20 protein-coding genes are annotated in these 22734 nt (G+C 67.1%); 15 read left to right on the top strand and 5 right to left on the bottom strand.

Annotated features, from left to right (window positions below; genetic code table 11):
- Positions 1 to 158 precede the first annotated feature (158 nt).
- The 5 genes from typA (at position 159) to flgH (ending at position 5770) form a co-directional block, all read left to right on the top strand.
- On the top strand, positions 159 to 1991 hold the full coding sequence (typA, locus tag VHC04_RS10935) for a translational GTPase TypA (protein ID WP_325681007.1): 1833 nt from the start codon (positions 159 to 161) through the stop codon (positions 1989 to 1991).
- Between the two features lie 409 nt (positions 1992 to 2400).
- Positions 2401 to 3150, top strand: coding sequence for a flagellar basal-body rod protein FlgF (gene flgF / locus VHC04_RS10930; RefSeq protein WP_325681005.1), 750 nt, complete (start codon positions 2401 to 2403; stop codon positions 3148 to 3150).
- An 81-nt stretch (positions 3151 to 3231) separates the two neighbouring features.
- A complete protein-coding gene (gene flgG / locus VHC04_RS10925; RefSeq protein WP_325681003.1) occupies positions 3232 to 4017 on the top strand; it encodes a flagellar basal-body rod protein FlgG in 786 nt (261 codons plus the stop codon).
- Positions 4018 to 4022: 5 nt separating this feature from the next.
- Complete coding sequence (gene flgA / locus VHC04_RS10920) at positions 4023 to 5033, top strand: flagellar basal body P-ring formation chaperone FlgA (RefSeq protein WP_325681001.1); 1011 nt, start codon at positions 4023 to 4025, stop codon at positions 5031 to 5033.
- Positions 5030 to 5770 carry a flagellar basal body L-ring protein FlgH gene (gene flgH, locus VHC04_RS10915; RefSeq protein ID WP_325680999.1) on the top strand — a complete coding sequence of 247 codons (741 nt, stop codon included), beginning with the start codon at positions 5030 to 5032 and terminating at the stop codon, positions 5768 to 5770. Before flgA ends, flgH begins: the two co-directional genes overlap by 4 nt.
- Before the next feature lie 118 nt (positions 5771 to 5888).
- Here flgH and VHC04_RS10910 read toward each other — a convergent pair whose 3' ends face one another.
- Positions 5889 to 7214, bottom strand: coding sequence for an ABC transporter substrate-binding protein (locus tag VHC04_RS10910; protein ID WP_325680997.1), 1326 nt, complete (start codon positions 7212 to 7214; stop codon positions 5889 to 5891).
- A gap of 127 nt (positions 7215 to 7341) precedes the next feature.
- Here VHC04_RS10910 and VHC04_RS10905 point away from each other — a divergent pair, with 127 nt between their 5' ends.
- The 4 genes from VHC04_RS10905 to VHC04_RS10890 all read left to right on the top strand — a co-directional run bounded on the left by VHC04_RS10905 (position 7342) and on the right by VHC04_RS10890 (position 10535).
- Entirely contained in the window at positions 7342 to 8025 is a 684-nt protein-coding gene (locus VHC04_RS10905) for a GNAT family N-acetyltransferase (protein WP_325680993.1), read from the top strand.
- On the top strand, positions 8022 to 8828 hold the full coding sequence (locus tag VHC04_RS10900) for a S49 family peptidase (RefSeq protein ID WP_325680991.1): 807 nt from the start codon (positions 8022 to 8024) through the stop codon (positions 8826 to 8828). The genes VHC04_RS10905 and VHC04_RS10900 overlap by 4 nt, the downstream gene beginning before the upstream one ends.
- Positions 8829 to 8926: 98 nt before the next feature.
- Positions 8927 to 9295 (top strand): VOC family protein, encoded by a 369-nt coding sequence (locus VHC04_RS10895; RefSeq protein WP_325680989.1) that lies wholly within the window; start codon positions 8927 to 8929, stop codon positions 9293 to 9295.
- A 157-nt stretch (positions 9296 to 9452) separates the two neighbouring features.
- Positions 9453 to 10535, top strand: coding sequence for a zinc-binding dehydrogenase (locus tag VHC04_RS10890; RefSeq protein ID WP_325680987.1), 1083 nt, complete (start codon positions 9453 to 9455; stop codon positions 10533 to 10535).
- Positions 10536 to 10557: 22 nt separating this feature from the next.
- On the opposite strand, the gene VHC04_RS10885 is transcribed toward VHC04_RS10890, so the two are convergent.
- Positions 10558 to 11787 (bottom strand): MFS transporter, encoded by a 1230-nt coding sequence (locus VHC04_RS10885; RefSeq protein ID WP_325680985.1) that lies wholly within the window; start codon positions 11785 to 11787, stop codon positions 10558 to 10560.
- Positions 11787 to 13040, bottom strand: a complete 1254-nt coding sequence (locus VHC04_RS10880; RefSeq protein WP_325680983.1) for a CinA family nicotinamide mononucleotide deamidase-related protein — start codon at positions 13038 to 13040, stop codon at positions 11787 to 11789. Before VHC04_RS10880 ends, VHC04_RS10885 begins: the two co-directional genes overlap by 1 nt.
- Before the next feature lie 245 nt (positions 13041 to 13285).
- Between VHC04_RS10880 and VHC04_RS10875 the strand changes: the two genes are divergently transcribed.
- The 3 genes from VHC04_RS10875 to VHC04_RS10865 all read left to right on the top strand — a co-directional run bounded on the left by VHC04_RS10875 (position 13286) and on the right by VHC04_RS10865 (position 17849).
- Positions 13286 to 14782, top strand: coding sequence for a UbiA family prenyltransferase (locus VHC04_RS10875; RefSeq protein ID WP_325680981.1), 1497 nt, complete (start codon positions 13286 to 13288; stop codon positions 14780 to 14782).
- A gap of 3 nt (positions 14783 to 14785) precedes the next feature.
- On the top strand, positions 14786 to 15148 hold the full coding sequence (locus tag VHC04_RS10870) for a small multi-drug resistant family protein (protein WP_325680979.1): 363 nt from the start codon (positions 14786 to 14788) through the stop codon (positions 15146 to 15148).
- 205 nt (positions 15149 to 15353) lie between these two features.
- The gene (locus tag VHC04_RS10865; RefSeq protein ID WP_325680977.1) at positions 15354 to 17849 is read left to right on the top strand and encodes an FtsK/SpoIIIE family DNA translocase; all 2496 of its coding nucleotides are present in this window, start codon (positions 15354 to 15356) and stop codon (positions 17847 to 17849) included.
- A 227-nt stretch (positions 17850 to 18076) separates the two neighbouring features.
- On the opposite strand, the gene VHC04_RS10860 is transcribed toward VHC04_RS10865, so the two are convergent.
- Positions 18077 to 18373 (bottom strand): hypothetical protein, encoded by a 297-nt coding sequence (locus VHC04_RS10860; protein ID WP_325680975.1) that lies wholly within the window; start codon positions 18371 to 18373, stop codon positions 18077 to 18079.
- Between the two features lie 318 nt (positions 18374 to 18691).
- Between VHC04_RS10860 and VHC04_RS10855 the strand changes: the two genes are divergently transcribed.
- The 3 genes from VHC04_RS10855 to VHC04_RS10845 all read left to right on the top strand — a co-directional run bounded on the left by VHC04_RS10855 (position 18692) and on the right by VHC04_RS10845 (position 22050).
- Positions 18692 to 20236: a PAS domain-containing sensor histidine kinase gene (locus tag VHC04_RS10855; RefSeq protein WP_325680973.1), complete on the top strand. Its 1545-nt coding sequence runs from the start codon at positions 18692 to 18694 to the stop codon at positions 20234 to 20236.
- 101 nt (positions 20237 to 20337) lie between these two features.
- On the top strand, positions 20338 to 21201 hold the full coding sequence (locus tag VHC04_RS10850; protein WP_325680971.1) for an LLM class F420-dependent oxidoreductase: 864 nt from the start codon (positions 20338 to 20340) through the stop codon (positions 21199 to 21201).
- 15 nt (positions 21202 to 21216) lie between these two features.
- Positions 21217 to 22050 (top strand): shikimate dehydrogenase family protein, encoded by an 834-nt coding sequence (locus VHC04_RS10845; protein ID WP_325680969.1) that lies wholly within the window; start codon positions 21217 to 21219, stop codon positions 22048 to 22050.
- 67 nt (positions 22051 to 22117) lie between these two features.
- Here VHC04_RS10845 and VHC04_RS10840 read toward each other — a convergent pair whose 3' ends face one another.
- The gene (locus tag VHC04_RS10840; RefSeq protein ID WP_325680967.1) at positions 22118 to 22594 is read right to left on the bottom strand and encodes a glutathione peroxidase; all 477 of its coding nucleotides are present in this window, start codon (positions 22592 to 22594) and stop codon (positions 22118 to 22120) included.
- Between the last annotated feature and the right edge of the window lie 140 nt (positions 22595 to 22734).

Raw genomic sequence — 22734 nt, 5'->3', positions numbered from 1 at the left:
TTGCGTTCGGGCTTGAAACAGCGCGGCTCCCGAGGGATCTTTCAGGGCCGTATCTGTCCGGCGCATGGCAACTACCCTCCGGAAATGGCGATTCCCCCTCGTAACCGGCGCCAATCCCCCTTATGTGTGCGCCGCACCATCCCCGAAGCCAGGCCCGTATGCAGATCAGAAACGTCGCGATCATCGCCCATGTCGACCACGGCAAGACCACACTGGTGGACAAGCTTCTTGGTCAGTCGGGCGCCTTCCGCGAGCACCAGCAGGTGGCGGAGCGGGCGCTGGACCGCAACGACCTGGAAAAGGAACGCGGGATCACCATCCTGGCCAAGTGCACCTCGGTGGTCTGGGGCGACACACGGATCAACATCGTCGACACGCCCGGCCACGCCGATTTTGGCGGCGAGGTGGAGCGGATCCTGAACATGGTGGATGGCGCCATCGTTCTGGTCGATGCCGCCGAGGGGCCACTGCCGCAAACCAAGTTCGTCGTCGGCAAGGCACTGGCGCGCGGCCTGCACCCGATCGTCGTCGTCAACAAGGTGGATCGCCAGGACGCCCGGCCGCACGAGGTGCATGAGGAGGTGTTCGACCTGTTCGCCGCCCTGGGCGCAACGGATGAGCAACTGGATTTCCCGACCCTGTTCGCCTCCGGCCGCAACGGCTGGGCGGACGACTCGCTGGACGGCCCGCGCAAGGATCTGTCGGCGCTGTTCGACCTGGTGGTGCGCCACGTCCCGCCGCCGCGGGTGAACCCGGACGCGCCCTTCGCCATGGTCGCCTCCATCCTGGAATACGACAACTTCCTCGGCCGCGTGCTGACCGGCCGCGTCGAGCAGGGCACCGCCAAGGTCAACATGCCGGTGAAGGTGCTGCGCCAGGACGGATCGGTCGTGGAAACCGGCCGCCTGACCAAGCTGTTGTCCTTCCGCGGGCTGGAGCGGGTGCCGGTGGATGAGGTCCAGGCCGGCGACATCATCGCCGTAGCCGGCCTGTCGGACGGCACCATCCCGGACACGATCGGCGCGCCCGACCTGCCAGGCCCGCTGGAAGCCATCCCGGTCGATCCGCCGACGCTGACCATGACCTTCCGCATCAATGACGGTCCGCTGGCCGGACGCGAGGGCAAGAAGGTCACCTCCCGCCAGATTCGCGAACGCCTGTTCCGCGAGGCCGAGGGCAATGTCGCCATCCGCGTCTCCGACTCCACCGAAACCGACGCCTTCGAGGTCGCCGGACGCGGTGAGCTCCAGCTGGGCGTACTGATCGAGACGATGCGCCGCGAGGGGTTCGAGCTGACGATCGGCCGCCCCCGCGTGCTGACCCGCCGCAACCCCGACACCGGCGAACGCGAGGAGCCGATGGAGGAGGTGTTGGTTGACGTGGACGAACCCTACTCCGGCGTGGTGGTGGAGAAGCTCAGCCGCCGCAAGGGGGAGATGCAGGACATGCGGCCCTCCGGTGGCGGCAAGATCCGCCTGACCTTCAGCATCCCGAGCCGTGGCCTGATCGGCTACCACGGCGAATTCCTGACCGACACGCGCGGCACCGGCATCATGAACCGGCTGTTCGCGGGATACGGCCCATGGAAGGGGCCGATCGAGGGGCGCCGCAACGGTTCTTTGATCTCCACCGAACCCGGTGAGGCGGTGCACTACGCGCTGTTCTACATCCAGGAGCGCGGCACGATGTTCGTCACGCCCGGCGAGAAGGTCTACCAGGGCATGATCCTGGGCGAGCACAGCCGGGAGTCGGACCTGGAGGTGAACCCGATCAAGGAAAAGAAGCTGACCAACATCCGAGCGGCTGGCAAGGATGACGCGATGCTGTTGGTGCCACCGCGGAAGATGAGCCTGGAACAGGCGATCTCCTACGTCGAGGACGATGAGCTGGTGGAGGTCACGCCCGGTGCGATCCGGCTGCGCAAGCGGTATCTTGATCCGCATGAGCGCAAGCGGTACGAACGCCGCATCGACGCCGAAGCGGCGGCGTAACCGGTTCAGCTGGAAGAAGGGGGCGCGAGCCCCCTTTTTTGTTGGGCGACAGGGCATGCGAACCAGCCGCCATCTTCGCACGCACCGTCGGTCAGCGGCTATCATTTCTTTCTGATAACAGAAAGCCCGACGCGCCCCATCTCCATCGATGACAGCCCGGACCACGCGGTACCGGCCGTTTCATCCTGCGTCCTGCCGGCTTGCCGAGCGCTGATTTCTGTCCTTGGCGGACCCGGCACGATCTGCCGACACAGAAACCTTTCTCGGCACCTTCTGCCCAGCCGCCGACCACCATTCAGCAAGCGGGATCCGCCAAAATCCGCCGCATCCGTCCTGGCACGCAACTTGCGGTCACAGGTGTCGACCGACGCAACCAGGCGGCATTCACAAAAGGTGAAACGGCGACGACATGGACATCGTAACCTCCCTCGCAGCCTCCCGGCTCGTCGCCCAGCAACGCGTCATGGAGGTCACCGCCAACAACATCGCCAATGCCAACACTCCCGGATACCGGACCGAACGGGTGCAGTTCTCCGACTGGATAGACCGCCAGCATGCGCTGGTGCCGGGCGCACCGTCGGGTGATCACAATGTCATCTATACGCAGGACCGGGCGACCTGGCGGGAGTCGCAATCCGGAACGATAACCCACACCGGCAATCCGTTCGACCTGGCGCTCAGCGGCGAAGGATATTTCACCGTCAGCACGCCGACCGGGCCGCGCCTCACGCGCGACGGGCGTTTCGGCCTGACGTCCAACGGTACCCTGGCCGACAGCAACGGCAACCCAGTACTGAACACCAACGGCCAGCCTATCCTGATCTCGGCCGCCGACACCAATGTCACCATCGCATCGGACGGGTCCATCTCGTCCGAGAACGGACCGTTGGGCAAGATCGGCGTCGTGCAACCGGCCGACATGATGAAGCTCTCCGCCGAGGGTGCCACCCGTTTCGTTTCCAACGCGCCGACCACGCCCGTGGCCACGCCCGGCATCGTTCAAGGCGCGGTGGAGGACTCCAATGTCCAACCCGTCATGGAAATCTCCCGCATGATCGACGATTCCCGCCAGTTCCAGCTCATGACCCAGTTCGTGCAGTCGGAGGCCGACCGCCAGCAGAACGCTATCGACAAGGTACTCAGCCAGTCGAACACCTGATCGCCGGCGCCGGGCGGCATCGCCCGGCACGTGGCGCAAACCGCACCGACACCGTGACAGAATGGCACAGGAGACCACGCCATGCGCGCGCTCGATATCGCCGGCACCGGAATGCAGGCTCAGCAAACCAATGTGGAGGTGATCTCCAACAACCTGGCGAACATGACGACCACCGGCTTCAAGCGGCGGCGCGCGGAATTCCAGGACCTGATCTATCAGAACCTGCGCCGCGTCGGCTCGGACAGTTCCGATTCCGGTACGGTCGTGCCCTCCGGCGCGCAGGTTGGCCTGGGGGTGAAGACCGCCGCCATCTACCGGATCAATGAGCAGGGCAACCTGCAGCAGACCGGCAACACGCTGGACATGGCGATCCAGGGCAACGGGTATTTCCAGGTCACGCTGCCTTCCGGCGACACCGCCTATACGCGCGACGGCACGTTCGGCCTGGCCGCGGACGGCACCATCGTCACCGCCGACGGCTACACCGTGCAGCCAGGTCTGCAGATTCCATCCCAGGCCACCGGCGTAACCATCAATACATCGGGCCAGGTGCAGGTGACCCTGGCCGGCCAGACTGCGCCACAAACGGTCGGCCAGCTTCAGCTCGCGGTATTTCCCAACGAGGCGGGGCTGGATGCGCAGGGCAGCAACCTGTTCATGCAGACCGCCGCCTCCGGCGCGCCGGTCACCGGCAATCCGAACAGCAACGGTTTCGGATCGACCATGCAAGGGTTCGTCGAAACCTCCAACGTCAATGTGGTGACCGAGATCACCAACCTGATCAGCGCCCAGCGCGCCTACGAAATGAACAGCAAGGTGATCTCGTCCAGCGATGAGATGCTGTCCACCCTGACCAACCTGCGGTGACCGCCATGCGCGCTCGTCTTTCCCTGCTGATCGCCGCCCCCATGATGCTGGCGCTGGTCCTGGCGGATGCCGGCACCGCGCCGGCCGCCTCCCTGCGCACGATGACGACGCTGCATGGGCCCGACGTCTATCTGCGCGACCTGTTCGACGATGCCGGCCACAACGCCGATGCGCGCCTGGGTCCGGGTCCCGAACCGGGTGGGCGCATCATCGTCGAAGCGGCGCAGCTGAATGCGATCGCACGACAGTTCGGCGTGGCCTGGACGTCGGTCTCCAGCTCCGACAGGGCGGTGCTGGAATGGCCGGGCCGGCCGCTGCGGCGGGAGGAGGCGGTCGAGGCCGCGCGCATCGCCATCACCGCCGCCGGTGCGCCGAACGATTGGGACATCGAGCTGCCCGGCTTCTCACCGCCGGTGGTGCCGTTCGAGACCGACGCAGTGCCGACGGTGTCGCAGCTCGACTACGACCGCCAGTCGGGACGTTTCACCGCCATCCTGTCGGTCACCGCCGAGGGGATGCACCCGATCAATACCCGCATCAGCGGCCAGGTCATGGAGATGGCCGATGTCCCGGTCGCCGCCACCCGCCTGCTGCCGGAGACGGTGCTGCGGGCGGACGATGTGCGGATGGCGCGGGTGCGGGCCTCACTGCTGGCGACGGACACGCCGCGCGCGATCGGCCAGGTCGTCGGGCTGGAGCTGCGGCGGGCGGTGCAGCCGGGCCAGCCCCTGCACGGCGCCGACCTGATCCGCCCGCCGCTGGTACGCCGCGGCGCGGTGGTTCAGATGCAGCTGGCGGTCGGCGGGTTGAGCGTCAGCGGCCAGGCCGTGGCGGTGGAATCCGGCGCCGACGGCGATCGTATCCGCGTGCAGAACATGAACTCGCGTGCGCTGTTGATGGCGCAGGTCATCGGCCCCGGCCTGGTGCGCGTCACCCCCGACGCTCCCGCCATCTATCCCGCTGGCACCGGACGCATGCCCACCCCGATCGCCACGCCCAGGCTCGCCACCCAATGAGCCGCCCGCGGCTGCGCCTGTTCGCCGTGCTGCTGCTCGCGGCGCCGGTGCTGGCGGGCTGCGGGGGACTGCAGAAACTGGCGGAGCTGGGGCGGCCGCCGAAGATGGATCCCACGGCCGACCCTACCTCCGACCCGAAATGGCGGCCAGTGACCATGCCGATGCCGAACCCGCAGCCGACGCCGAACAATCCGAACTCCCTGTGGCGGTCTGGCTCGCGCGCCTTCTTCAAGGATCAGCGCGCCGCCCAGGTCGGCGACATCGTGACCGTGCTGGTGAATATCAACGACGCCGCGAACTTGAAGAATGTAACCGCCGCCGGACGCAACAGCGCGGAGAACGCGGCGATGCCGAACTTCTTCGGGCTGGAGGCGCTGGTGCCCCCGAACGTCAACCCGTCCTCCCTGCTGAATGCCAGCAGCAACAACAACAATAACGGCACCGGACAGATCCAGCGAAATGAAGCCGTCACGCTACGCCTGGCCGGGGTGGTGACGCAGGTGCTGCCGAACGGCAATCTCGTCATTGCGGCAAGGCAGCAGTTCGTGGTGAACAGTGAGCTGCGGGACCTGCAGGTGACCGGCGTGATCCGGCCACAGGACATCGCGTCGGACAACACGGTGCAGCACGACCGGATGGCCGAGGCTCGGATCGCCTATGGCGGGCGCGGCCAGCTGACCGATCTGCAGCGGGCGCGCTGGGGGCAGCAGATGATCGATGTCCTGATGCCATGGTGATCGGGCAGCACACTGCTGTCCGGGCCCAGCGCCGATCGATAGCGGATGGACGCATCGGACCGGCAGCGGCACGCCGTCATGGCGGTCCGCGCCGGCGAGGCCGCCTGTCCGTGACCGGTTACGCCTGGTTGGACTTGTCCAGTACCGGTTGGAAAGCCTCGGTCGCCTTCTTCAGCTCCGGCGCTGGCTCCGCGCCGCCGATGATGCTGGTCAGGGCGGCGCCGATCGTATCGCGGAATTCCGTCACCGGCACGATCACCGGCAGGCCGGAGCGCGCGATCTTCAGGCTGGTGATCGTCGTTTCGAACCATTCCTTCGGGAAGCTGCTATTGGCGATCACGTCCTCCCGAGCGTAGGGGGACAGGCGCGCGGGGGTACCGGAACCGCTGCGCAACACCTCGGTCAGCATGTCCTTCCCGGCGGCCCATTGGATGAACAGCCAGGCCGGCTTCTTGTTCTTCGCCTGGGCGGGGATGCCGATACCTTCGATGAACGTGGCGGAATGCTGTGCCTTGGGACCGGCCGGTACCACGGCAAATCCGACCTTGTCCACGACCTTGGACTTCGTCTTGTCCAGCAGCGGCGCCGAAAAGCCGATGCCGTCCCACCACATCGCGCCGCGGCCCTGCATGAAGGTCGTCTGGCATTCATTCCAGTTGAAGCCGATGTTTCCGGGCGGCCCATACTCCCGCATGATCTTCTGGTACCAGCTCGCCGCCTCGATCGCCTCCGGCGTGTCGGTCAGCAGCTTCTTGCCGTCCGGCGTCACCGTCTCCTGGTCCCAGCCCAGCAGAATGTTGTCGTACAGCACGACATTGGCGTTCTTCAGTCCGCGGCCGACGAAGCCATAGACACCCTTCTTCGGGTCCGTCAGGGCGTGCGCCATCGACATCATTTCGTCGTAGGTCTTCGGCGCCGCGTTGAAGCCTTTCTCGGCCAGCAGCGCCTTGTTGTAGAAGATGATGAACAGGTCCTGGTTGTTCGGGATGACGTTGATCTTGCCGTCCGGCGCGGTCGCCACCTGCATCGAGGCCGGGCTGAAGTCCGCCATGTCCAGGTCGGGGTTGCTGATCGTCTTGTCGGCGATATAGGGCCGCAGATCATCCATCCAGTTGGCGCGCTCCACCAGACGCTTCTGCACGTGCATGCCGACATTCACCACGTCGAAGCTCGGATGGCCTGTCGCCATCTCCATCGCCACCTTCGGGCGCTGCTGCTGTTCAGGAATCGACTCGAAGCCGACCCTGATGCCGGTCAATTCCTCGAACTTCGGCAGATTGCGCTTGATCAGGTCGGCACGGGGAGAGAGCTGGAAGTTCACCTCGATGCTCTGGCCCTTGAACTGCTTCCAGTCGAACTGCGACTGGGCGTTGGCCCGCTCCACGAGCGCCGGGGCGGCCAGAGCAACCGCGCCCGCCTTCAGCACCTGCCTGCGACGTATCATCCGTATTCCTCCTGCACACGCCCCTTTGCGGGCGCTGTCGGCGGGTGTCTTACCGCGCCGCCGGCCAATGTGATAGGGGCACGACGCGCGGCGCCGCGTATGGACAGGGAAAAGGAGTGCGACAGCCATGCCACCGCCGATCGGGCCGGAGGTCGATCCCACGCCGCGGCCGCTGCCCGCCCGTATCTCCCTGCGCGGACAACACGCCGTACTGGAGCCCCTGCACCGCCGCCACGCCGCGGAGCTCTGGCAGGCGGCACAGGGCGCGGACGATAGCTGGACCTACCTGTCCGCCGGTCCCTTCGCCTCCCAGGCCGCGATGGCGCAGCATGTCATGGCCTTGTCGGTGGAGTCCGAGCGGATGGCGTGGGCGGTCCGGCCGCTGACGACGGGGATCGTGTCGGGGTGGCTGTCCCTGACGCATATCCAGCCGTGGCATGCCTCCATCGAGATCGGGTACATCTGGTTCAGTCCCCGCCTGCAACGCACCCGCGCCGCGACCGAGGCGATCTTCCTGCTGCTGAAACTGGTCGCCGAGGACCTGGGCTATCGCCGCATCGTCTGGCGCTGCAATGCGCTCAACGCCCCTTCGAAGCGCGCCGCCGAGCGGCTGGGCTTCACCTTTGAGGGCACGCACCGGCAGAACATGGTGGTCAAGGGCCATCTGCGTGACACCGACTGGTACAGCATCGTCGCCGAGGAATGGCCGCGCGTGCGCGATGCCCTGGCCGCGTGGCTGGACCCGGTCAATTTCGACGCCGGCGGAACCGCGCTGCACGGGCTGGCGGAGTTGCGGGAGCGACTGGCATGAGCACCTCCGGCCTGCTGCCCTGGCGGCGCCCGACCTACAGCGTGATCGTGCTGCATGGCACCATCTCGCCCCGCCCCGGCCAGCTCAACGCCGACTCCGCTCGGCCGCTGATCCAGAAGGCCTTCGCCGCCGCCGCCGGCAACCCGGTGATCCTGGACATCGAAAGCCCCGGCGGCTCTCCGGTCCAATCCGACCTGATCGCCGGCATGATCCGCGAACGCGCGGACCGGGCGGGACTGCGCGTGCACGCAGTAATCCGGGAAGTGGGCGCCTCGGGCGGCTACTGGCTGGCCTGCGCGGCGGATGAGATCCACGCCAATCCCATGAGCATCGTCGGCTCGATCGGCGTGGTCGGCGGCGGCTTCGGATTCCCCGGCCTGCTGTCGCGCCTCGGCGTTGAGCGCCGCCTGTACACCGCCGGCCACAACAAGGCCCGGCTGGACCCGTTCAGCCCGGAAAAGCCGGAAGACGTCGCCTTCGTGAAGGACCTGATGGAGAAGTTGCACGCCAACTTCCGCGATTGGGTCGTGCGGCGGCGCGGCAACCGGCTGCGCGGGAACCTGGATACGCTGTTCGACGGCAGTTTCATGCTGGGCCAGCAGGCCCTGGACCGCGGCCTGATCGATGGTTTCGCCACCGTTTCCTCCCTGGTCGAGCTGCTCGGCGGTCCCCGCGCCCGCCCCCGAAGCTTCGCGCCGAAACGCCGCGGCCTGTTGGCGCGCCTGCCCAGGCTGGCGGCGGAACAGGGGGTGGACGCGCTGCTGGATGCGCTGGAAGATCGCGCCGGGCTGACGCTGCGGTAAGACGGCTGACGCTGCGATAAGAGGATAGGCTGCGGTTGGGCGGGCAGAGCCGGGCCGCGGCAGGCCAGGCGGGTACCGGGTTGCCGTTGGAGGTCTCGATGTTGGATCACGTCACCATCGGTGTCAGCGACCTCGGCCGGGCGAAAGCCTTCTATGATAAGGCCTTAAAATCAATCGGTATCGAACGCCTCCATGCGGAAGGGGATTCATTCGCGGGGTACGGAAGCAATCGAAAGGCCTTCTTCTGGATCGGGCTGAAACCTGCTCCGATAGCCGGTGCTCATATCGCTTTCGCCGTCGATGATCGCGCGTCCGTCGATCGTTTCCACGCCGCGGGTTTGTCTGCCGAAGGCCGCGATAACGGCGGCCCCGGCCTGCGGCCGCATTACCATCCGCACTATTATGGGGCGTTCATCCTCGATCCGGATGGGCACAATATAGAGGCGGTCTGCCACGCTCCACCGTAGGCCGCGGGTGGCCGCGCCAGGCACGGCCTTGATCGCGACGTCCTATCGGTTCCCCCGGCAGATCCGTCCGTTGACGACACCGTGGCCTCGGCATGGCGCATAAAGCCGTCTACCCTGGGACACAGGCGTTCCGAAACGACAACGGGAGGAAACCCTCATGCGTGCCGCTGTGCTGCGGAAAGGCTCGATCGTCGTCGATACGGTTCCCGATCCGGTGCTGGAACAGGGCCAGGTGCTGGTGCGCAGCATGGCGTGCGGCATCTGCGGCAGCGATCTGCACGCGGCGAAATTCACCCGCCAGTTCGTCGATCTGGCCGCCCGTACCGGCGGCCGTTGGGGCATGGACCCCGATCGCGACGTGGTGTTCGGCCACGAATTCTGCTGCGAGGTCGTCGAATACGGCCCGAACACGCCCGCCAGGCTGAAACCGGGCACGCCGGTCGTCTCCATGCCGCTGACCTTGTCCGGGCAGACGGTGCAAGGCATCGGCTACTCCAACGACATTGCCGGCGGCTTCGCGCAATACATGCCGCTGGCGGACCGCATGCTGCTGCCGGTGCCGAACGGGCTGTCGCCGGTGCATGCCGCGCTGACCGAACCCATCGCCGTCGGCTGGCACGCGGTGCAGAGTGCGCGGCTGGATCAGGATGACGTGCCGCTGGTGGTGGGCTGCGGTCCGGTGGGACTGGCGGTGATCGCCGGCCTCGCGATCCGGGGCGTGCATCCGATCATCGCCGCCGACTATTCGCCAGCCCGGCGCGCGCTGGCACTGAAGATGGGCGCCGACATCGTCGTCAATCCGGCCGCGGCTTCGCCCTATGAGACCTGGAAGACCACCGCCACGCCCGACGGTTTCGATGGCAGCCGCTACGCCCAGCTGTTTGGACTGGGGCCGAAACTACGGCCGGCGGTGATCTTTGAATGCGTCGGCGTGCCCGGCGTGATCCAGCAGATCATGGAGGGCGCGCCCGCCTCGGCCCGCATCGTCGTCGTGGGCGTGTGCATGGAGACCGACCGGTTCGAGCCGTTCTTCGGCATCGTCAAGCAGCTGAACGTGCAGTTCGTGCTGGCTTATACAAAGGAGGAATTCGCTGAAAGCCTGTCCCACATCGCCGAAGGACGGGTGAACGTCGCGCCGCTCGTGACCGGTACGGTGGGGTTGGATGGTGTCAGCGTTGCGTTCGCCGAACTGGGGAACCCGGAAAAGCACGCGAAAATCATCGTCGATCCCTGGACGTGATGCCAGCCGACGCGCCGTTTCGCTATGCCGCCTGCCCCTCCGTCCGGCCAACCGGCGCCCCGACGCGGCGAGCGCGGCTGAGCAGGAACAATGCGATCACCAGATTGCCGATATTCCACGCTACCCCATTGGCGAATGCCGCTCGGTACGATCCGGTGGCATCGAAGATCACCCCCGACATCCAGCCGCCCAGCGCCATGCCCAGCAAGGTCATCATCATCACCAGACCGACCCGCCCGCCTGCCTGGTTTGCCGGGAAATTCTCCCGGATGATGATCGCATAGCTTGGTACCAGGCCACCCTGGAACAGGCCGAACAGCGCCGACACGACGTATAGCGACGGCAGGCTGCTGAACATCAGGTACAGCGCCAGCGCCGTTCCTTGCGCCGCCGAGCCGATCACCAGGGTCGCCAGGCCACCCAGGCGGTCGGCCAGGAAGCCGGAACCGATGCGGCTGATGATACCGAACCCGGTCATCAGCGACAGCATGAAGGCACCCGCCTGCGCGCCGTAGCCAAGATCGCCGCAATAGGCGACGATGTGCACCTGCGGCATCGACATCGCGACGCAGCATGCCAGCCCGGCCACCGCCAGCAGCAGTTGCAGCGCCCGTGGCCCCAGGTCGACACGCCGGTTCGCCATCGGCGGTGGTGCCGTGCCGGCACGGCGCTGCAGGGAGCGGGCCCGGAGGACCAGCACCAGCGGCAGCATGCCGCACACGCAGATGGCGGCCGCCGCCAGATGCGCCGTCCGCCACCCATGGGCGCGCACCATGAACTCGATGAAAGGGGGCCAGCACGCACCGGCGACGTAGTTGCCGGAGGCACACAGCGCCACGGCGATGCCGCGCCGCTGCTCGAACCAATGCGAGATATCGGCCATCAGGGGCGCGAAGGTCGAACCGGCGCCCAGCAGTCCGATCAGCACGCCGTAGACGATCCCGAACTGCCACAGCGTCGTGGCCTGGGACGCCAGCAGATTGCCCAGCCCCAGCGCCAGCGCGCCGATCACCAGCGGGATGATGATGCCCACCTTGTCGGCCAGCCGGCCCATGATCATGCCGCCGACCCCGAAGCCGATCGTGGTCAACGTATATGGCAGGGTGGCAGCGGCGCGGTCCACGCCGAAATCGGCCTGCACCGCCGGCAGCACCACGACGACGGACCACATGCCGCCACCGCCCAGCGCCGCCAGCCCCACCGAGGCGGCAAGCCGCACCCAGGCATAGGGCGAGTCGATCTCGCGCCGCATCATTGCTTTTCGAAATCGATGCGCTCCACCACCGGCAGCCCCAGCAGGAAGCGGCGCAGGCAATCCAGCCCCAGCTCGACGGCCCCCAGCCGCACCCACTCGCGCCCGCCCAGGATGCGGGAGCGGCGGAAGGCCATGCGTTCGCCATCGGTGATGCCGATGAAGATGCTGCCGCCCAGGTCGATCCGGTCGGGGCCTTCATCCAGTTCGGTCAGCACCACCAGCGCGTGGGTGGACCCGGTCTGCTCTCGAGCGGCGCGGGTGACCGCCTCGGTGGCTTCCTGGTTCAGCTCCGCCGGCAAGGTCACGCTGTGCAGGCTGGCAAGGTGGCGGGAGACGGTGCCGTGATGGAACACTTTCTCGGCGCCGGGCAGATGCGCGATGCGGGCGGCGATCTGTCCGCCGGTGAAGGTTTCCACCACCGTCAGCGTACCGCCCAGCCGGACCAGCGCGTCCAGGGTAACGCCTTCCAGCGTCTGGTCGTCCTCGGCGATGATGAAGTTGCCCAGCCGGCGCTTCACCTCCGCGATGCACGGCGCCAGCTTGCGCTGCACATCGGCCAGGTCGGCGCCGCGCACCGTCAGCTTCGTCTCGATCTCGGGATAGTGGGCACGGAAGCCCAGCTTGACGCCGCCTTCGGCGTCCAGCAGCTCGACGCCCTTCAGCAGCTCGTCGATATGCGATTCACCCAGGCCATAGCTATGGAAACGTTTCAGATGGATCGACGCCGGCTGGCCGACGCGGGCCAGGATGCGGGGGATCACCTGCTCCTCCAGCATCCGCCGCAGTTCCCGCGGCACGCCGGGGGTGAAGAAGAAGCGCGCCTTGCCGATGTCCATCGCGAAGCCGCAGGCGGTGCCGATCGGGTTGTCGATCATCTCGGCGGTCGCGGGCAGCATCGCCTGCTTCACGTTGTTCGGCGGCATGGTGCGCATGCGGCGGGTAAAGAAGTCCTCCATCCGGCGCAGCCAGTCCTCATGCAGTACCAGCTCCACGCCGGCGGCCTGGGCGGCGATCTCCTGCGACAAATCGTCCACGGTAGGCCCGAGGCCGCCATTGACGATCACCGCGTCGGCGCGGGATGCGGCGAGCTGGAAGGCTGACAGCAGCGTCTCCCGGTCATCGCCGACAGTGGTGCCCCAGATCACCGACAGGCCGACATCCTCCAGCTTCTGCGCCATGTAGGAGAAATTGGTGTTGACGATCTTGCCGGTCAGCACCTCGTCGCCGGTGCAGATGATCTCGATGCGCATCGCGGAATCCTGACGTTTTCCTGGGGAGTGTTCGTGGCGGTTGCCGTCAGTCTAGGCCACGCCATGCCGAAGCGAAAAGGCCCGCCGCCGGGCGCACCGGCGATGTCAATGCAGGATTGCATTGGTTAAGCGCGCGGCAATGGTCTAGCCTGGGCCGGATCAGTCATTGTTCCCGCCGGGTTTCCGCCGGCAGAGGTGACCGCGGTGCGACGTGAATGCCGCTGGCGGAGGACATCGTGCAGAGCGTGAGAATTCCGAATCCGCCCATGGCGCCGACAGCACAGGTCGACATGGCATCCATGCCGCTATGCGTCGATCTGGACGGCACGCTGATCCGCACCGACCTGCTGTTGGAATCCTTCGTCGCCGTCATGGCGGCTCGGCCCTGGCTGCTGCTGCTGGTGCCGCTCTGGCTGCTACGGGGCAAGGCGTTTCTGAAATCCCGGCTGGCGGACCGGTTCGAGCTGCATCCGGCGCTGCTGCCTTACGACCAGCGCGTGCTGGACTACGTCGCCGCGCAGAAGGCGCAGGGTCGCACCGTGGCCCTGGTCACCGCCGCGAACCAGCGTCTGGCACGGCAGGTCGCCGACCATCTGGGCCTGTTCGACATCGTCATGGCCAGTGATGCGCGCCACAACCTCGGGGGCCGCAACAAGGCCGCGGCCCTGGTGGAACGGTTCGGAGCGTTCGAATATATCGGCAACGGCCGCACCGATCTGGCGGTCTGGCGGAACGCGGCGCGGGTCACGGTGGCGAACCCGTCCAGGGGACTGCGTCCCGGAACCCTGCGGCGGCATCTGTCCCGGGCGCCGGACCTGCTGTTCCCCCGGCCCGATCGGGCGTGGAAGGGTCTGGCCAAGGCGCTGCGGCCGCACCAATGGTCGAAGAACCTGCTGGTCTTCGTTCCCATCATCACCGCCAACCAGCTGGGCAACCTGCCGGCGTGGGGGCATGCGGCGCTGGCCTTCGCATCGTTCTGCGCCACCGCCTCGGCGATCTACATCATCAACGACCTGACCGATCTGGCGGCCGACCGGGCGCATCCGCGCAAGCGGCGGCGGCCGTTCGCCAGCGGCGCCATCCCGCTGTCGTTGCCGGTCCTGGCGCTGGGTCCGGTGCTGCTGATCCTGGGCCTGGCCGGTGCCGCAATCAGTGGCGTGGCCCTGGCGCTGGGCCTCTACGCCGCGGCATCACTGACCTACAGCCTCTGGCTTAAGAAACTGCCGCTGGTCGACGTGTTCACCCTGGCCTTCCTGTATGTGTCCCGCATGATCGTTGGCGGCCTGGCGACCGGGTTCGTGCTGTCGCTGTGGCTGCTGGGCTTCTCCGCCTTCCTGTTCCTGGCGCTGGCCATGGTGAAGCGTGTCGCCGAGCTGCAGGCGACCGAGGCCAAGGGCAGCGTGAAGCGCCGCGGCTACCACACCCAGGATGCCCCGATGCTGACGACCATGGGCGTCGCATCCAGCTTCGCCGCATCGGTGCTGCTGACGCTGTACGTGCAAAGCGATGAGGTCGCAGCGCGCTACAGCGCCCCATACGTGCTGTGGCTGCTGGTGCCGCTGATCCTGTTCTGGCAGTTGCGGCTTTGGCTTTCGACCAGCCGCGGCTACATGCATGACGACCCGATCGTCTATTCCGGGCGGGACTGGGTGTCCTGGCTGGTATCGGCCTGCGCTGTCGTGCTGATGGCGGTGGCGGGGCATGTCAGCCCGTTCCATCTCGGCCCCTTGTGGGGCGGCTAGGCCGTGGGAACCTGGCTTCTGGCGTTGGCCAGCATCGGGCTGTCGGCGGTGGCGCAACTGCTGATGAAGATCGGCATGACGGCGGTCCGCTCCGGCGCCGTCTCGGGCGGCGGCAGTCTCCTGGTGGCCGCTTTCCTCAGCCCCCATGTGCTCGCCGGCCTGGCCGCCTATGGCATCAGCGCCATCCTGTGGCTCCTGGTGCTGTCCCGCCTGCCGCTGTCCCTGGCCTATCCGCTGGTCTCCCTGGGCTTCATCGCCGTCGTCATCCTGTCCGCGCTGATCCTGCATGAACCGGTCTCGGCGATTCGGATGGCGGCGGTGGCTCTGATCGTCTGTGGCGTGCTGATCCTCGGGTTGAGCGCCTGATCGATCACGGCTTCCAAGGCGCGATCGCCTGAAGCCGGCGGTGAGAGGGCGTGAGTCACGCCTCTTGAATCAAAGCACTGATAAAGCATGACCGGGTCAACCTGACCCGCTTCAGGGCAACCCTTGGCGTTCATCCTTTATCCACCAACCGCTTCCGCGTTATTCTTCAAACCAGCAGGAAAGAATCCGAGACCCAAGAGGACTCATGGCCCTACGCGCGCCCGTCGCCGATTCCCGCCGCCTCGCCTCCCCGGCGCTGCGTGCCCTCATGAGCCGCCGGTCCGCCGAACTCGGCGGCCTGCTGCTGGGCCTGCTGGGCCTGGCGATCCTGGTCGCCCTGGTGTTCTACGACCCGCGCGATCCGTCACTGAACACCGCCACCACCCGGCGCGTATCCAACCTCGCCGGGCCGGGTGGCGCGGTGATCGCTGATATCCTGTTGCAGGGCTTCGGCCTGGCGGGTGCGCTGCCGGGCATGACCCTGCTGGCCTGGGCCTGGCGCATCGTCTCCGACGGGCGACTGAGCAACTTCGCCCTGCGCCTGGCGATGCTGCTGGCGGCGATGCCGATACTGGCGGCGGTGCTGGGCGCGTTCCCAGCCCCGAAGGCTCACTGGCCCGTGGTGTCCGGCTTGGGCGGCTCGGTCGGCGAGTTGATCGCCCATCACGGCCTGGCGTTGGGCGCGTCGCTGTTCGGCATGATCGGCAGCGTGATGATCTGGCTGATCGGCACGGCACTCGCGCTCGTCCTGGCCCTGCTGGCGCTCGGCCTGTCCGCGTCGGAATGGCGCACCGCCGGCCGTGCCGCGGCGGTCGCCGGCCGCTATTCGGTCTATGGCGGCCGCAGCGCCGCCGGCGTGGTCGCCCGTCGCGCCAGCACCGTCGGCGCGGCCTCCGGCTGGCTGGTCAACCTGGTGAACCGCAATCCCGGCCTGGCGGACGGCGAGGCCGGGGACCAGCCGCCGGCCGGCAGGCCGGAGTCCCGGCTGATCCGTGCCCGGGATCGCCGGCCGGACCAGGACGCGGCGGACAACGACTCCCAGGGTGCCCCCCAGCTCGCCGCGCCGCGGCCGCCGCCGGTGGCCGAGGTGCCGCCGCCGGTTACCCGCGCCGTCCGCCAGCCGCCCATCCCCGCCCGCAAGCCGCAGCAGCAGGCGCTGCCGCTGGAGACCACGGGCTGGCGGTTCCCGCCGATGTCGCTGCTGAAGGAATCACCGGCCAAGGCTGCCGACGGTCCCAGCGAGGAAGCACTGCAGGCAAACGCACGGCTGCTGGAAACCGTGCTGTCGGATTACGGCGTGCAGGGCGAGATCGTGGAGATCCGCCCCGGCCCCGTCGTTACGCTGTATGAGCTGGTGCCAGCCCCCGGCATCCGCAGCGCTCGCGTCATCGGCCTGGCGGACGACGTCGCACGCAGCCTGTCGGTGACGGCGGTGCGCATCGCCACGGTGCCCGGCCGCAACGTCATCGGCATCGAGGTGCCGAACGCCCGGCGGGAAACCGTCTACCTGTCCGAGATCCTGGGCAGCGAGGAGGTCCAGCACCATGGCGGACGCCTGTCGCTGGCCTTGGGCAAGGATATCGGCGGCAAGTCGATCGTTGCCGACCTGTCGCGCATGCCGCACCTGATGATCGCCGGCACCACCGGGTCGGGCAAATCGGTTGGCGTCAACGCGATGATCCTGTCGCTGCTGTATCGGTTGTCACCCGATCAGTGCCGGTTGATCCTGATCGACCCGAAAATGCTGGAGCTGTCCACGTATGAAGGCATCCCGCATCTGATGGCGCCGGTCGTCACCGAACCTGCCAAGGCGGTCACCGCGCTGAAATGGACCGTGCGCGAAATGGAGCGTCGCTACCGCGCGATGTCCCAGCTGGGCGTCCGCAATGTCGGCGGCTACAATGACCGGGTCGAGGAAGCCCGCCGCAAGGGCGAGGTCGTCACGCGCAAGGTTCAGACCGGCTTTGATCCCGACACCGGCCGCCCGACCTTCGAGGAGCAGCCGCTGGCGCTGGAGCCGCTGCCCTTCATCGTCGTCGTGGTCGATGAGATGGCCGACCTGATGATGGTCGCCGGCAAGGAGATCGAGGCCGCCGTGCAGCGCCTGGCGCAGATGGCGCGTGCCGCCGGCATCCATGTGATCATGGCGACCCAGCGCCCGTCGGTCGACGTGATCACCGGCACGATCAAGGCCAACTTCCCCACCCGCATCAGTTTCCAGGTCATTTCGAAGTTCGACAGCCGCACCATCCTGGGCGAACAGGGCGCGGAGCAGCTGCTGGGGATGGGCGACATGCTGTTCATGCAGGGTGGCGGCCGCATCACCCGCGTCCATGGTCCGTTCGTGTCGGACGACGAAGTGGAGAAGGTCGTCGCGTTCCTGCGCGAGCAGGGCGAGCCGTCCTATGTGGAGGATGTGACCGAGCCGCTGGACAAGGACGGCGGCGACACGGAGTCGCTGCTGTCCGGCATCGGTGGCGGCGGCAGCGACGACAAGACGCTGTTCGACCAGGCGGTCGCGGTGATCGCGCGGGAAGGCAAGGCCTCCACGTCCTTCATCCAGAGGCACCTCAACATCGGCTACAACAAGGCCGCCAAGCTGATCGAACAGATGGAGAAGGAAGGCATCATCGGCCCCGCCAACCATGTCGGCAAACGCGAAATCCTGGTGCGCCGCACCAACGACGACATGGATTGCTAGAGCGCGATCGCCTGGAGCCGGCCGTGAGAGGGCATGAATCGCGCTTTTGAATCAAAGAATTGCCAAAGCACGACAGGGTCAACCTGATCCTGTCATGCTTTGGCTTCGCTTGACGGAGCTCGGCCCATGGCCGGCCACGGCGGCTTCGCCTGTCAATGGAGGCCGGGGTTGCCGCGTGACCGGCATCAGCCGGTGCGTGCCGGACGACACGCACCGGTCGCGCCGCATCAGTGACGGTTGGGCGGGTAATAGGCCAGCGGATGACGCGGCATCGGCGGGCACGGCTTCGGTTCATCCGGGGTGCCACAGTTCTCCCGGCTGTTGTCCATGGCCTGCGGCGGCGGGGACGTCATCTCCGCGTTCGGCGGCGGCGTCATTGCCGGGTTGGATGGCATCGCGGGATGGCTCATCGTGGCGTCCGGCACGCTGGTATCGGCCGGCATGGCGGCCTGTGCGGATCCGATCGCGGCAACCCCCATCGGCATCAGCATCGCGACCGCGGAAGCCATCAGCAGACGGCGCATGGTCGTTCTCCTCGACTGTTGGAACCGCGGTCAGACGTGGCGGGGATCATGCCGGGCTTCCACCGATCTCACGGGTATATGTGCGCGCCAGCCCGCGGCGGTCGCGCGATCGTGACGACGCGCCTGACGCGGGCGATCATTTTTGGCCGCAGCCGAGCCGCCGGGCCCGTTGACCCCCATATTGCCCGAAGTGCATCCTGACCGGACGGCAAGCGGCGTATCCGGAACTATGCGGTCGGCTGGCGGTACCTCCTCCGGTGCCCGGCTGTATCGCATGCACGGCGGATACAGCCGCCGCTGTTGTTGCCGGAGCGCCGATTGGACACATTGCCCGCCGACCTGCACGCTCTGCTGATCGACAGCGTCGTCGACTACGCCATCTTCATGCTGGATCGCGAAGGGCGGGTGGCGAGCTGGAATCCGGGCGCTGAACGGATCAAGGGCTATAAGGCACAGGAGATCATCGGCCAGCACTTCTCCCGGTTCTACACCCAGGAGGACTTGCTGGCCGAGATACCGAAGCGCGCGCTGCACCAGGCCGCGACCGAGGGCCGTTTCACCGCCGAGGGATGGCGGCTGCGCAAGGACGGCAGCCGGCTCTGGGCCAGCGTTGTTATCGACCCGATCCTGCGGAACGGCACGGTGATCGGTTTCGCCAAGGTCACCCGCGACCTGACGGAGCGGCGGGAGGCGCAGGAACAGCTGGAACGGTCCCGCCAGCAATTCTTCGAGGCACAGAAGATGGAGGCGGTCGGCCAGTTGACCGGCGGCCTGGCGCATGACTTCAACAATCTGCTGACCGCCATCCTGGGTAGCCTGGAGCTGGCACGGCTCCGCGTTACCCAGGGCCGCGGCGCCGACGCGGAACGCCATTTGGACACCGCCAGGGGCGCCGCCTCACGCGCCGCCGCCCTCACCCAGCGGCTGCTGGCCTTCGCCCGCCGGCAGACATTGGATCCCCGGCCGATCAGCGCCAGCAATCTGGTTGCCGGCATCACCGATCTGATCCGCCGCACCATGGGGCCGAACATCCGGGTGGAAACACAGAGCGCGGAGCAGCTCTGGCCGGCGCTGTGCGACCCGAACCAGCTGGAAAACGCCATCCTGAACCTGTGCATCAATGCGCGCGACGCGATGCCTGGCGGCGGCCGCCTGACGATCGAACTGGCCAACGAAACCTTGAACGGCAACGCCCCGGACCAGGGCCTGGTGCCCGGGGAATACGTGTCCGTCAGCGTCCTCGACACCGGCCTCGGCATGCCGCCCGAGGTACAGGCTCGGGCGTTCGAGCCGTTCTATACCACGAAGCCCACCGGTCAGGGCACCGGTCTGGGACTGTCGATGGTCTACGGTTTCGCCCGGCAATCCGGCGGCACGGTGCGCATCCTGTCGGAAGCCGGCCAGGGAACCTGCGTGCGGATCTATCTGCCGCGCGCCGTCGGCGCGGTGGTGGAGGACGAGAGGCCGGTGGAAGCCCAGGTGCCGATCCCGGCCGCCAGCGGCCAGACCGTGCTGGTGGTGGACGACGAGCCGGCGGTGCGCCTGCTGATCACCGAAGTGCTGAACGATCTGGGCTATACCGCGATCGAGGCCGCCGACGGGGCGGGCGGCCTCAAGGTCCTGCAATCCAATGTGCGGATCGACCTGCTGATCACCGATCTGGGCCTGCCGGGCGACCTGAACGGCCGGCAGATGGCGCAGGCCGGGCGTACCAGCCGCCCGAACCTGAAAGTGCTGCTGATCACCGGCTTCGCCGTCGATCAGACGACCAGCGGCCTGCCCAGGCAGGGCACGCTCGTATTGACGAAGCCGTTCTCCGTCGACGACCTGAGCGGCAGCATCCGCCTACTCATGCAGGACTGACGGCATCGTCCGAGGCCATTGCGTCGCGCACCGCGGAGCTTTGACCGGCTGCCGCGTGGCGTGCAGTCTGGCGCGGCATTGTCCGCATTGGGGGAACGGCCATGAAATTCGGTCTGCGCTACTGCAACACGGGGCGCTTCGTCGACGCGGCCCGGGCCGTCGACCTGGTACAGGCTGCCGAGGAAGCCGGCTTCGAGTCCGCCTGGACGGTGGAGCACACGGTCATTCCGGCGGGCTATCAGTCGCAATATCCCTATTCGCCCAGCGGCAAGCTGCCCGGCGGGGATGGCAATTTCGACCTGCCCGACCCGCTGATCTGGATGGCCTATGTCGCGGCCCGCACCACGCGCATCAAGCTAGCCACCGGAGTCATCATCCTTCCGCAACATAATCCGGTGATCACCGCCAAGCAGGTGGCGACGCTGGACGCGATGTCCGGCGGCCGGGTGCTGCTGGGCGTCGGCGTGGGCTGGCTGAAGGAGGAATTCGACGCCGTCGGCTCCCCGTTCGAGGAGCGCGGCGCCCGCACCGACGAATATATCCGCGTCATGCGGGAATTGTGGACGGCGGACCGGCCGAGCTTCAACGGAAAATTCTTCCGCTTCAAGGACGCGTTCATGCGGCCCAAGCCGGCAAACGGCAGCGTGCCGATCATCATTGGCGGCCATTCCACCTTCGCGGCGAAACGCGCCGGGCGGCTGGGCGACGGGTTCTTCCCCGCGCGCGGCGCCTCGGCGGAGCTGATCCAGCTGGTGCGCGACACCGCCAAGGCGCATGGCCGCGACCCGGCCGCGGTGGAAATCACCACCAGCCTGCCGAAGGACCTGGATGAATTGCCGAGGCTGGAGGCCGCCGGAGTGGATCGCGTGCTGGTGCCGGTCAGCTTCACGCCGGAATTCGATACGGTGGTGCGCGGCCCGGAGGATTGCGCCCGCTGGCGCGACGTGATCGCGCGCCACGCCTGACCCGGGTTCGGTTTCATGATCTCCGGACGCGGCAAGGTCATTGCGCATCTGGGCTATACGACGGAGTCGTTCAAGGCGCCGATGATCTACAATCCCTGGTTCGAAACGAACGGGATCGATGCCGCCGTCGTGCCGCTGGGTGTCACCGCCGCGGATTTTGCCGCGTTGTTTCCGGCGCTGTTCCGGATCACCACCTTGCACGGCGCGCTGATCACCATGCCGCATAAGGTGGCCGTCACGGCACTGGTCGACGAACTGACGACCAACGCGCGTATCGCCGGGTCCTGCAATGCGGTGCTGAAACGACCGGACGGATCGCTGCTTGGCGACATGTTCGACGGCGACGGGTTTGTGCGCGGCGCCATCCGCAAGGGCTGCGTCGTGCGCGGTGCCGCCGCCCTGGTGGTGGGATCGGGCGGGGTGGGGTCCGCGATCGCCGCCTCCCTGGCCGCCGCCGGCCTGCGCGCAATCGGCCTGTTCGACGTGAACGCCGCATCGGCCGAGGCGTTGGCGGCGCGATTGCGCGGGCACTATCCCTCGCTGCGGGTCGGCACCGGATCCGCCGATCCAGCCGGCTGGGACATCGTGGTGAACGCGACGCCGCTGGGAATGCGGGCGGACGATCCCTTGCCGCTGAACCCGGATCGGATCGGACCAGGAACCTTTGTCGGGGAAGTGGTGATGAAGGAGGAGTTCACCCCCCTGCTCCGCGCCGCTCGGGCCAAAGGCTGCCGGGTCCAGGTCGGGACCGACATGCTGTTCGAAATGATTCCGGCCTATCTGGAATTCTTCGGCTTCGGGTCGGCGACGCCCGACCAGTTGCGGGCGGTCGCGCGTATCACCTACTGATCGTCAGGCAGCACGCGCCAGGCGCCGCCACCAAGCCTGTCGACTCTACGATCTGTACAGTGATCCGTCAGGACAGCGCCTTGTCGATCGCCGGGGCAATGGCCTCGGGTGTCCTTGTCGGCGGGAACCGTGCCAGCACGGACCCGTCGCGTCCGATCAGGAACTTGGTGAAATTCCACTTGATGGCCCTGGTCAGCAGGCCGCGCTTTCGTGCCTTCAGGAAACGGTACAACGGGTGCGCGCCAGGACCGTTGACCTCGATCCTGGCGAACAATGGAAAGTCGATCCCGAACGAGTTGTCACAAAATGCCCTGATATCCGCGTCACTGCCCGGCTCCTGATGGCCGAACTGATCGCAGGGAAAGCCGAGCACGCTGAAACCTCGGCCGCCGAACCGGTCTTGTAACGCCTGCAACCCCTTGTATTGCGGCGTGAACCCGCAGCGTGAGGCGGTGTTGACGATCAGCAGCACCTGGCCGCGGTAATCGGCCAGCGATTGCTGGGTGCCGTCGTTGCGCCGGGCGGTAAAATCGTAAACGGACATGGCCCTTTCTGTCCCGCCGCGGTCTCCGGCGCAACGTGCGGCCGCAGCATGACCGGATCGGATCGGGCCGTTTCCCCATGACCGGGCATGCCGACCGGGCATGCCGACCGGCTTCTTGCCGGTGTGACCATGCCGGGTGG

It is taken from the genome of Rhodopila sp. (assembly GCF_035548095.1).
In the GTDB taxonomy this organism is placed as follows: Bacteria; Pseudomonadota; Alphaproteobacteria; order Acetobacterales; family Acetobacteraceae; genus Rhodopila.
This window is presented reverse-complemented; position numbering and strand designations above follow the sequence as displayed.

What these genes read in the sequence shown, in the direction of transcription:
- typA (WP_325681007.1), top strand. Translation starts at nt 159, where the DNA reads ATGCAGATCAGAAACGTCGCGATCATCGCCCATGTCGACCACGGCAAG.
- flgF (WP_325681005.1), top strand. Translation starts at nt 2,401, where the DNA reads ATGGACATCGTAACCTCCCTCGCAGCCTCCCGGCTCGTCGCCCAGCAA.
- flgG (WP_325681003.1), top strand. Translation starts at nt 3,232, where the DNA reads ATGCGCGCGCTCGATATCGCCGGCACCGGAATGCAGGCTCAGCAAACC.
- flgA (WP_325681001.1), top strand. Translation starts at nt 4,023, where the DNA reads ATGCGCGCTCGTCTTTCCCTGCTGATCGCCGCCCCCATGATGCTGGCG.
- flgH (WP_325680999.1), top strand. Translation starts at nt 5,030, where the DNA reads ATGAGCCGCCCGCGGCTGCGCCTGTTCGCCGTGCTGCTGCTCGCGGCG.
- VHC04_RS10910 (WP_325680997.1), bottom strand. Translation starts at nt 7,214, where the DNA reads ATGATACGTCGCAGGCAGGTGCTGAAGGCGGGCGCGGTTGCTCTGGCC.
- VHC04_RS10905 (WP_325680993.1), top strand. Translation starts at nt 7,342, where the DNA reads ATGCCACCGCCGATCGGGCCGGAGGTCGATCCCACGCCGCGGCCGCTG.
- VHC04_RS10900 (WP_325680991.1), top strand. Translation starts at nt 8,022, where the DNA reads ATGAGCACCTCCGGCCTGCTGCCCTGGCGGCGCCCGACCTACAGCGTG.
- VHC04_RS10895 (WP_325680989.1), top strand. Translation starts at nt 8,927, where the DNA reads ATGTTGGATCACGTCACCATCGGTGTCAGCGACCTCGGCCGGGCGAAA.
- VHC04_RS10890 (WP_325680987.1), top strand. Translation starts at nt 9,453, where the DNA reads ATGCGTGCCGCTGTGCTGCGGAAAGGCTCGATCGTCGTCGATACGGTT.
- VHC04_RS10885 (WP_325680985.1), bottom strand. Translation starts at nt 11,787, where the DNA reads ATGCGGCGCGAGATCGACTCGCCCTATGCCTGGGTGCGGCTTGCCGCC.
- VHC04_RS10880 (WP_325680983.1), bottom strand. Translation starts at nt 13,040, where the DNA reads ATGCGCATCGAGATCATCTGCACCGGCGACGAGGTGCTGACCGGCAAG.
- VHC04_RS10865 (WP_325680977.1), top strand. Translation starts at nt 15,354, where the DNA reads ATGGCCCTACGCGCGCCCGTCGCCGATTCCCGCCGCCTCGCCTCCCCG.
- VHC04_RS10860 (WP_325680975.1), bottom strand. Translation starts at nt 18,373, where the DNA reads ATGCGCCGTCTGCTGATGGCTTCCGCGGTCGCGATGCTGATGCCGATG.
- VHC04_RS10850 (WP_325680971.1), top strand. Translation starts at nt 20,338, where the DNA reads ATGAAATTCGGTCTGCGCTACTGCAACACGGGGCGCTTCGTCGACGCG.
- VHC04_RS10845 (WP_325680969.1), top strand. Translation starts at nt 21,217, where the DNA reads ATGATCTCCGGACGCGGCAAGGTCATTGCGCATCTGGGCTATACGACG.
- VHC04_RS10840 (WP_325680967.1), bottom strand. Translation starts at nt 22,594, where the DNA reads ATGTCCGTTTACGATTTTACCGCCCGGCGCAACGACGGCACCCAGCAA.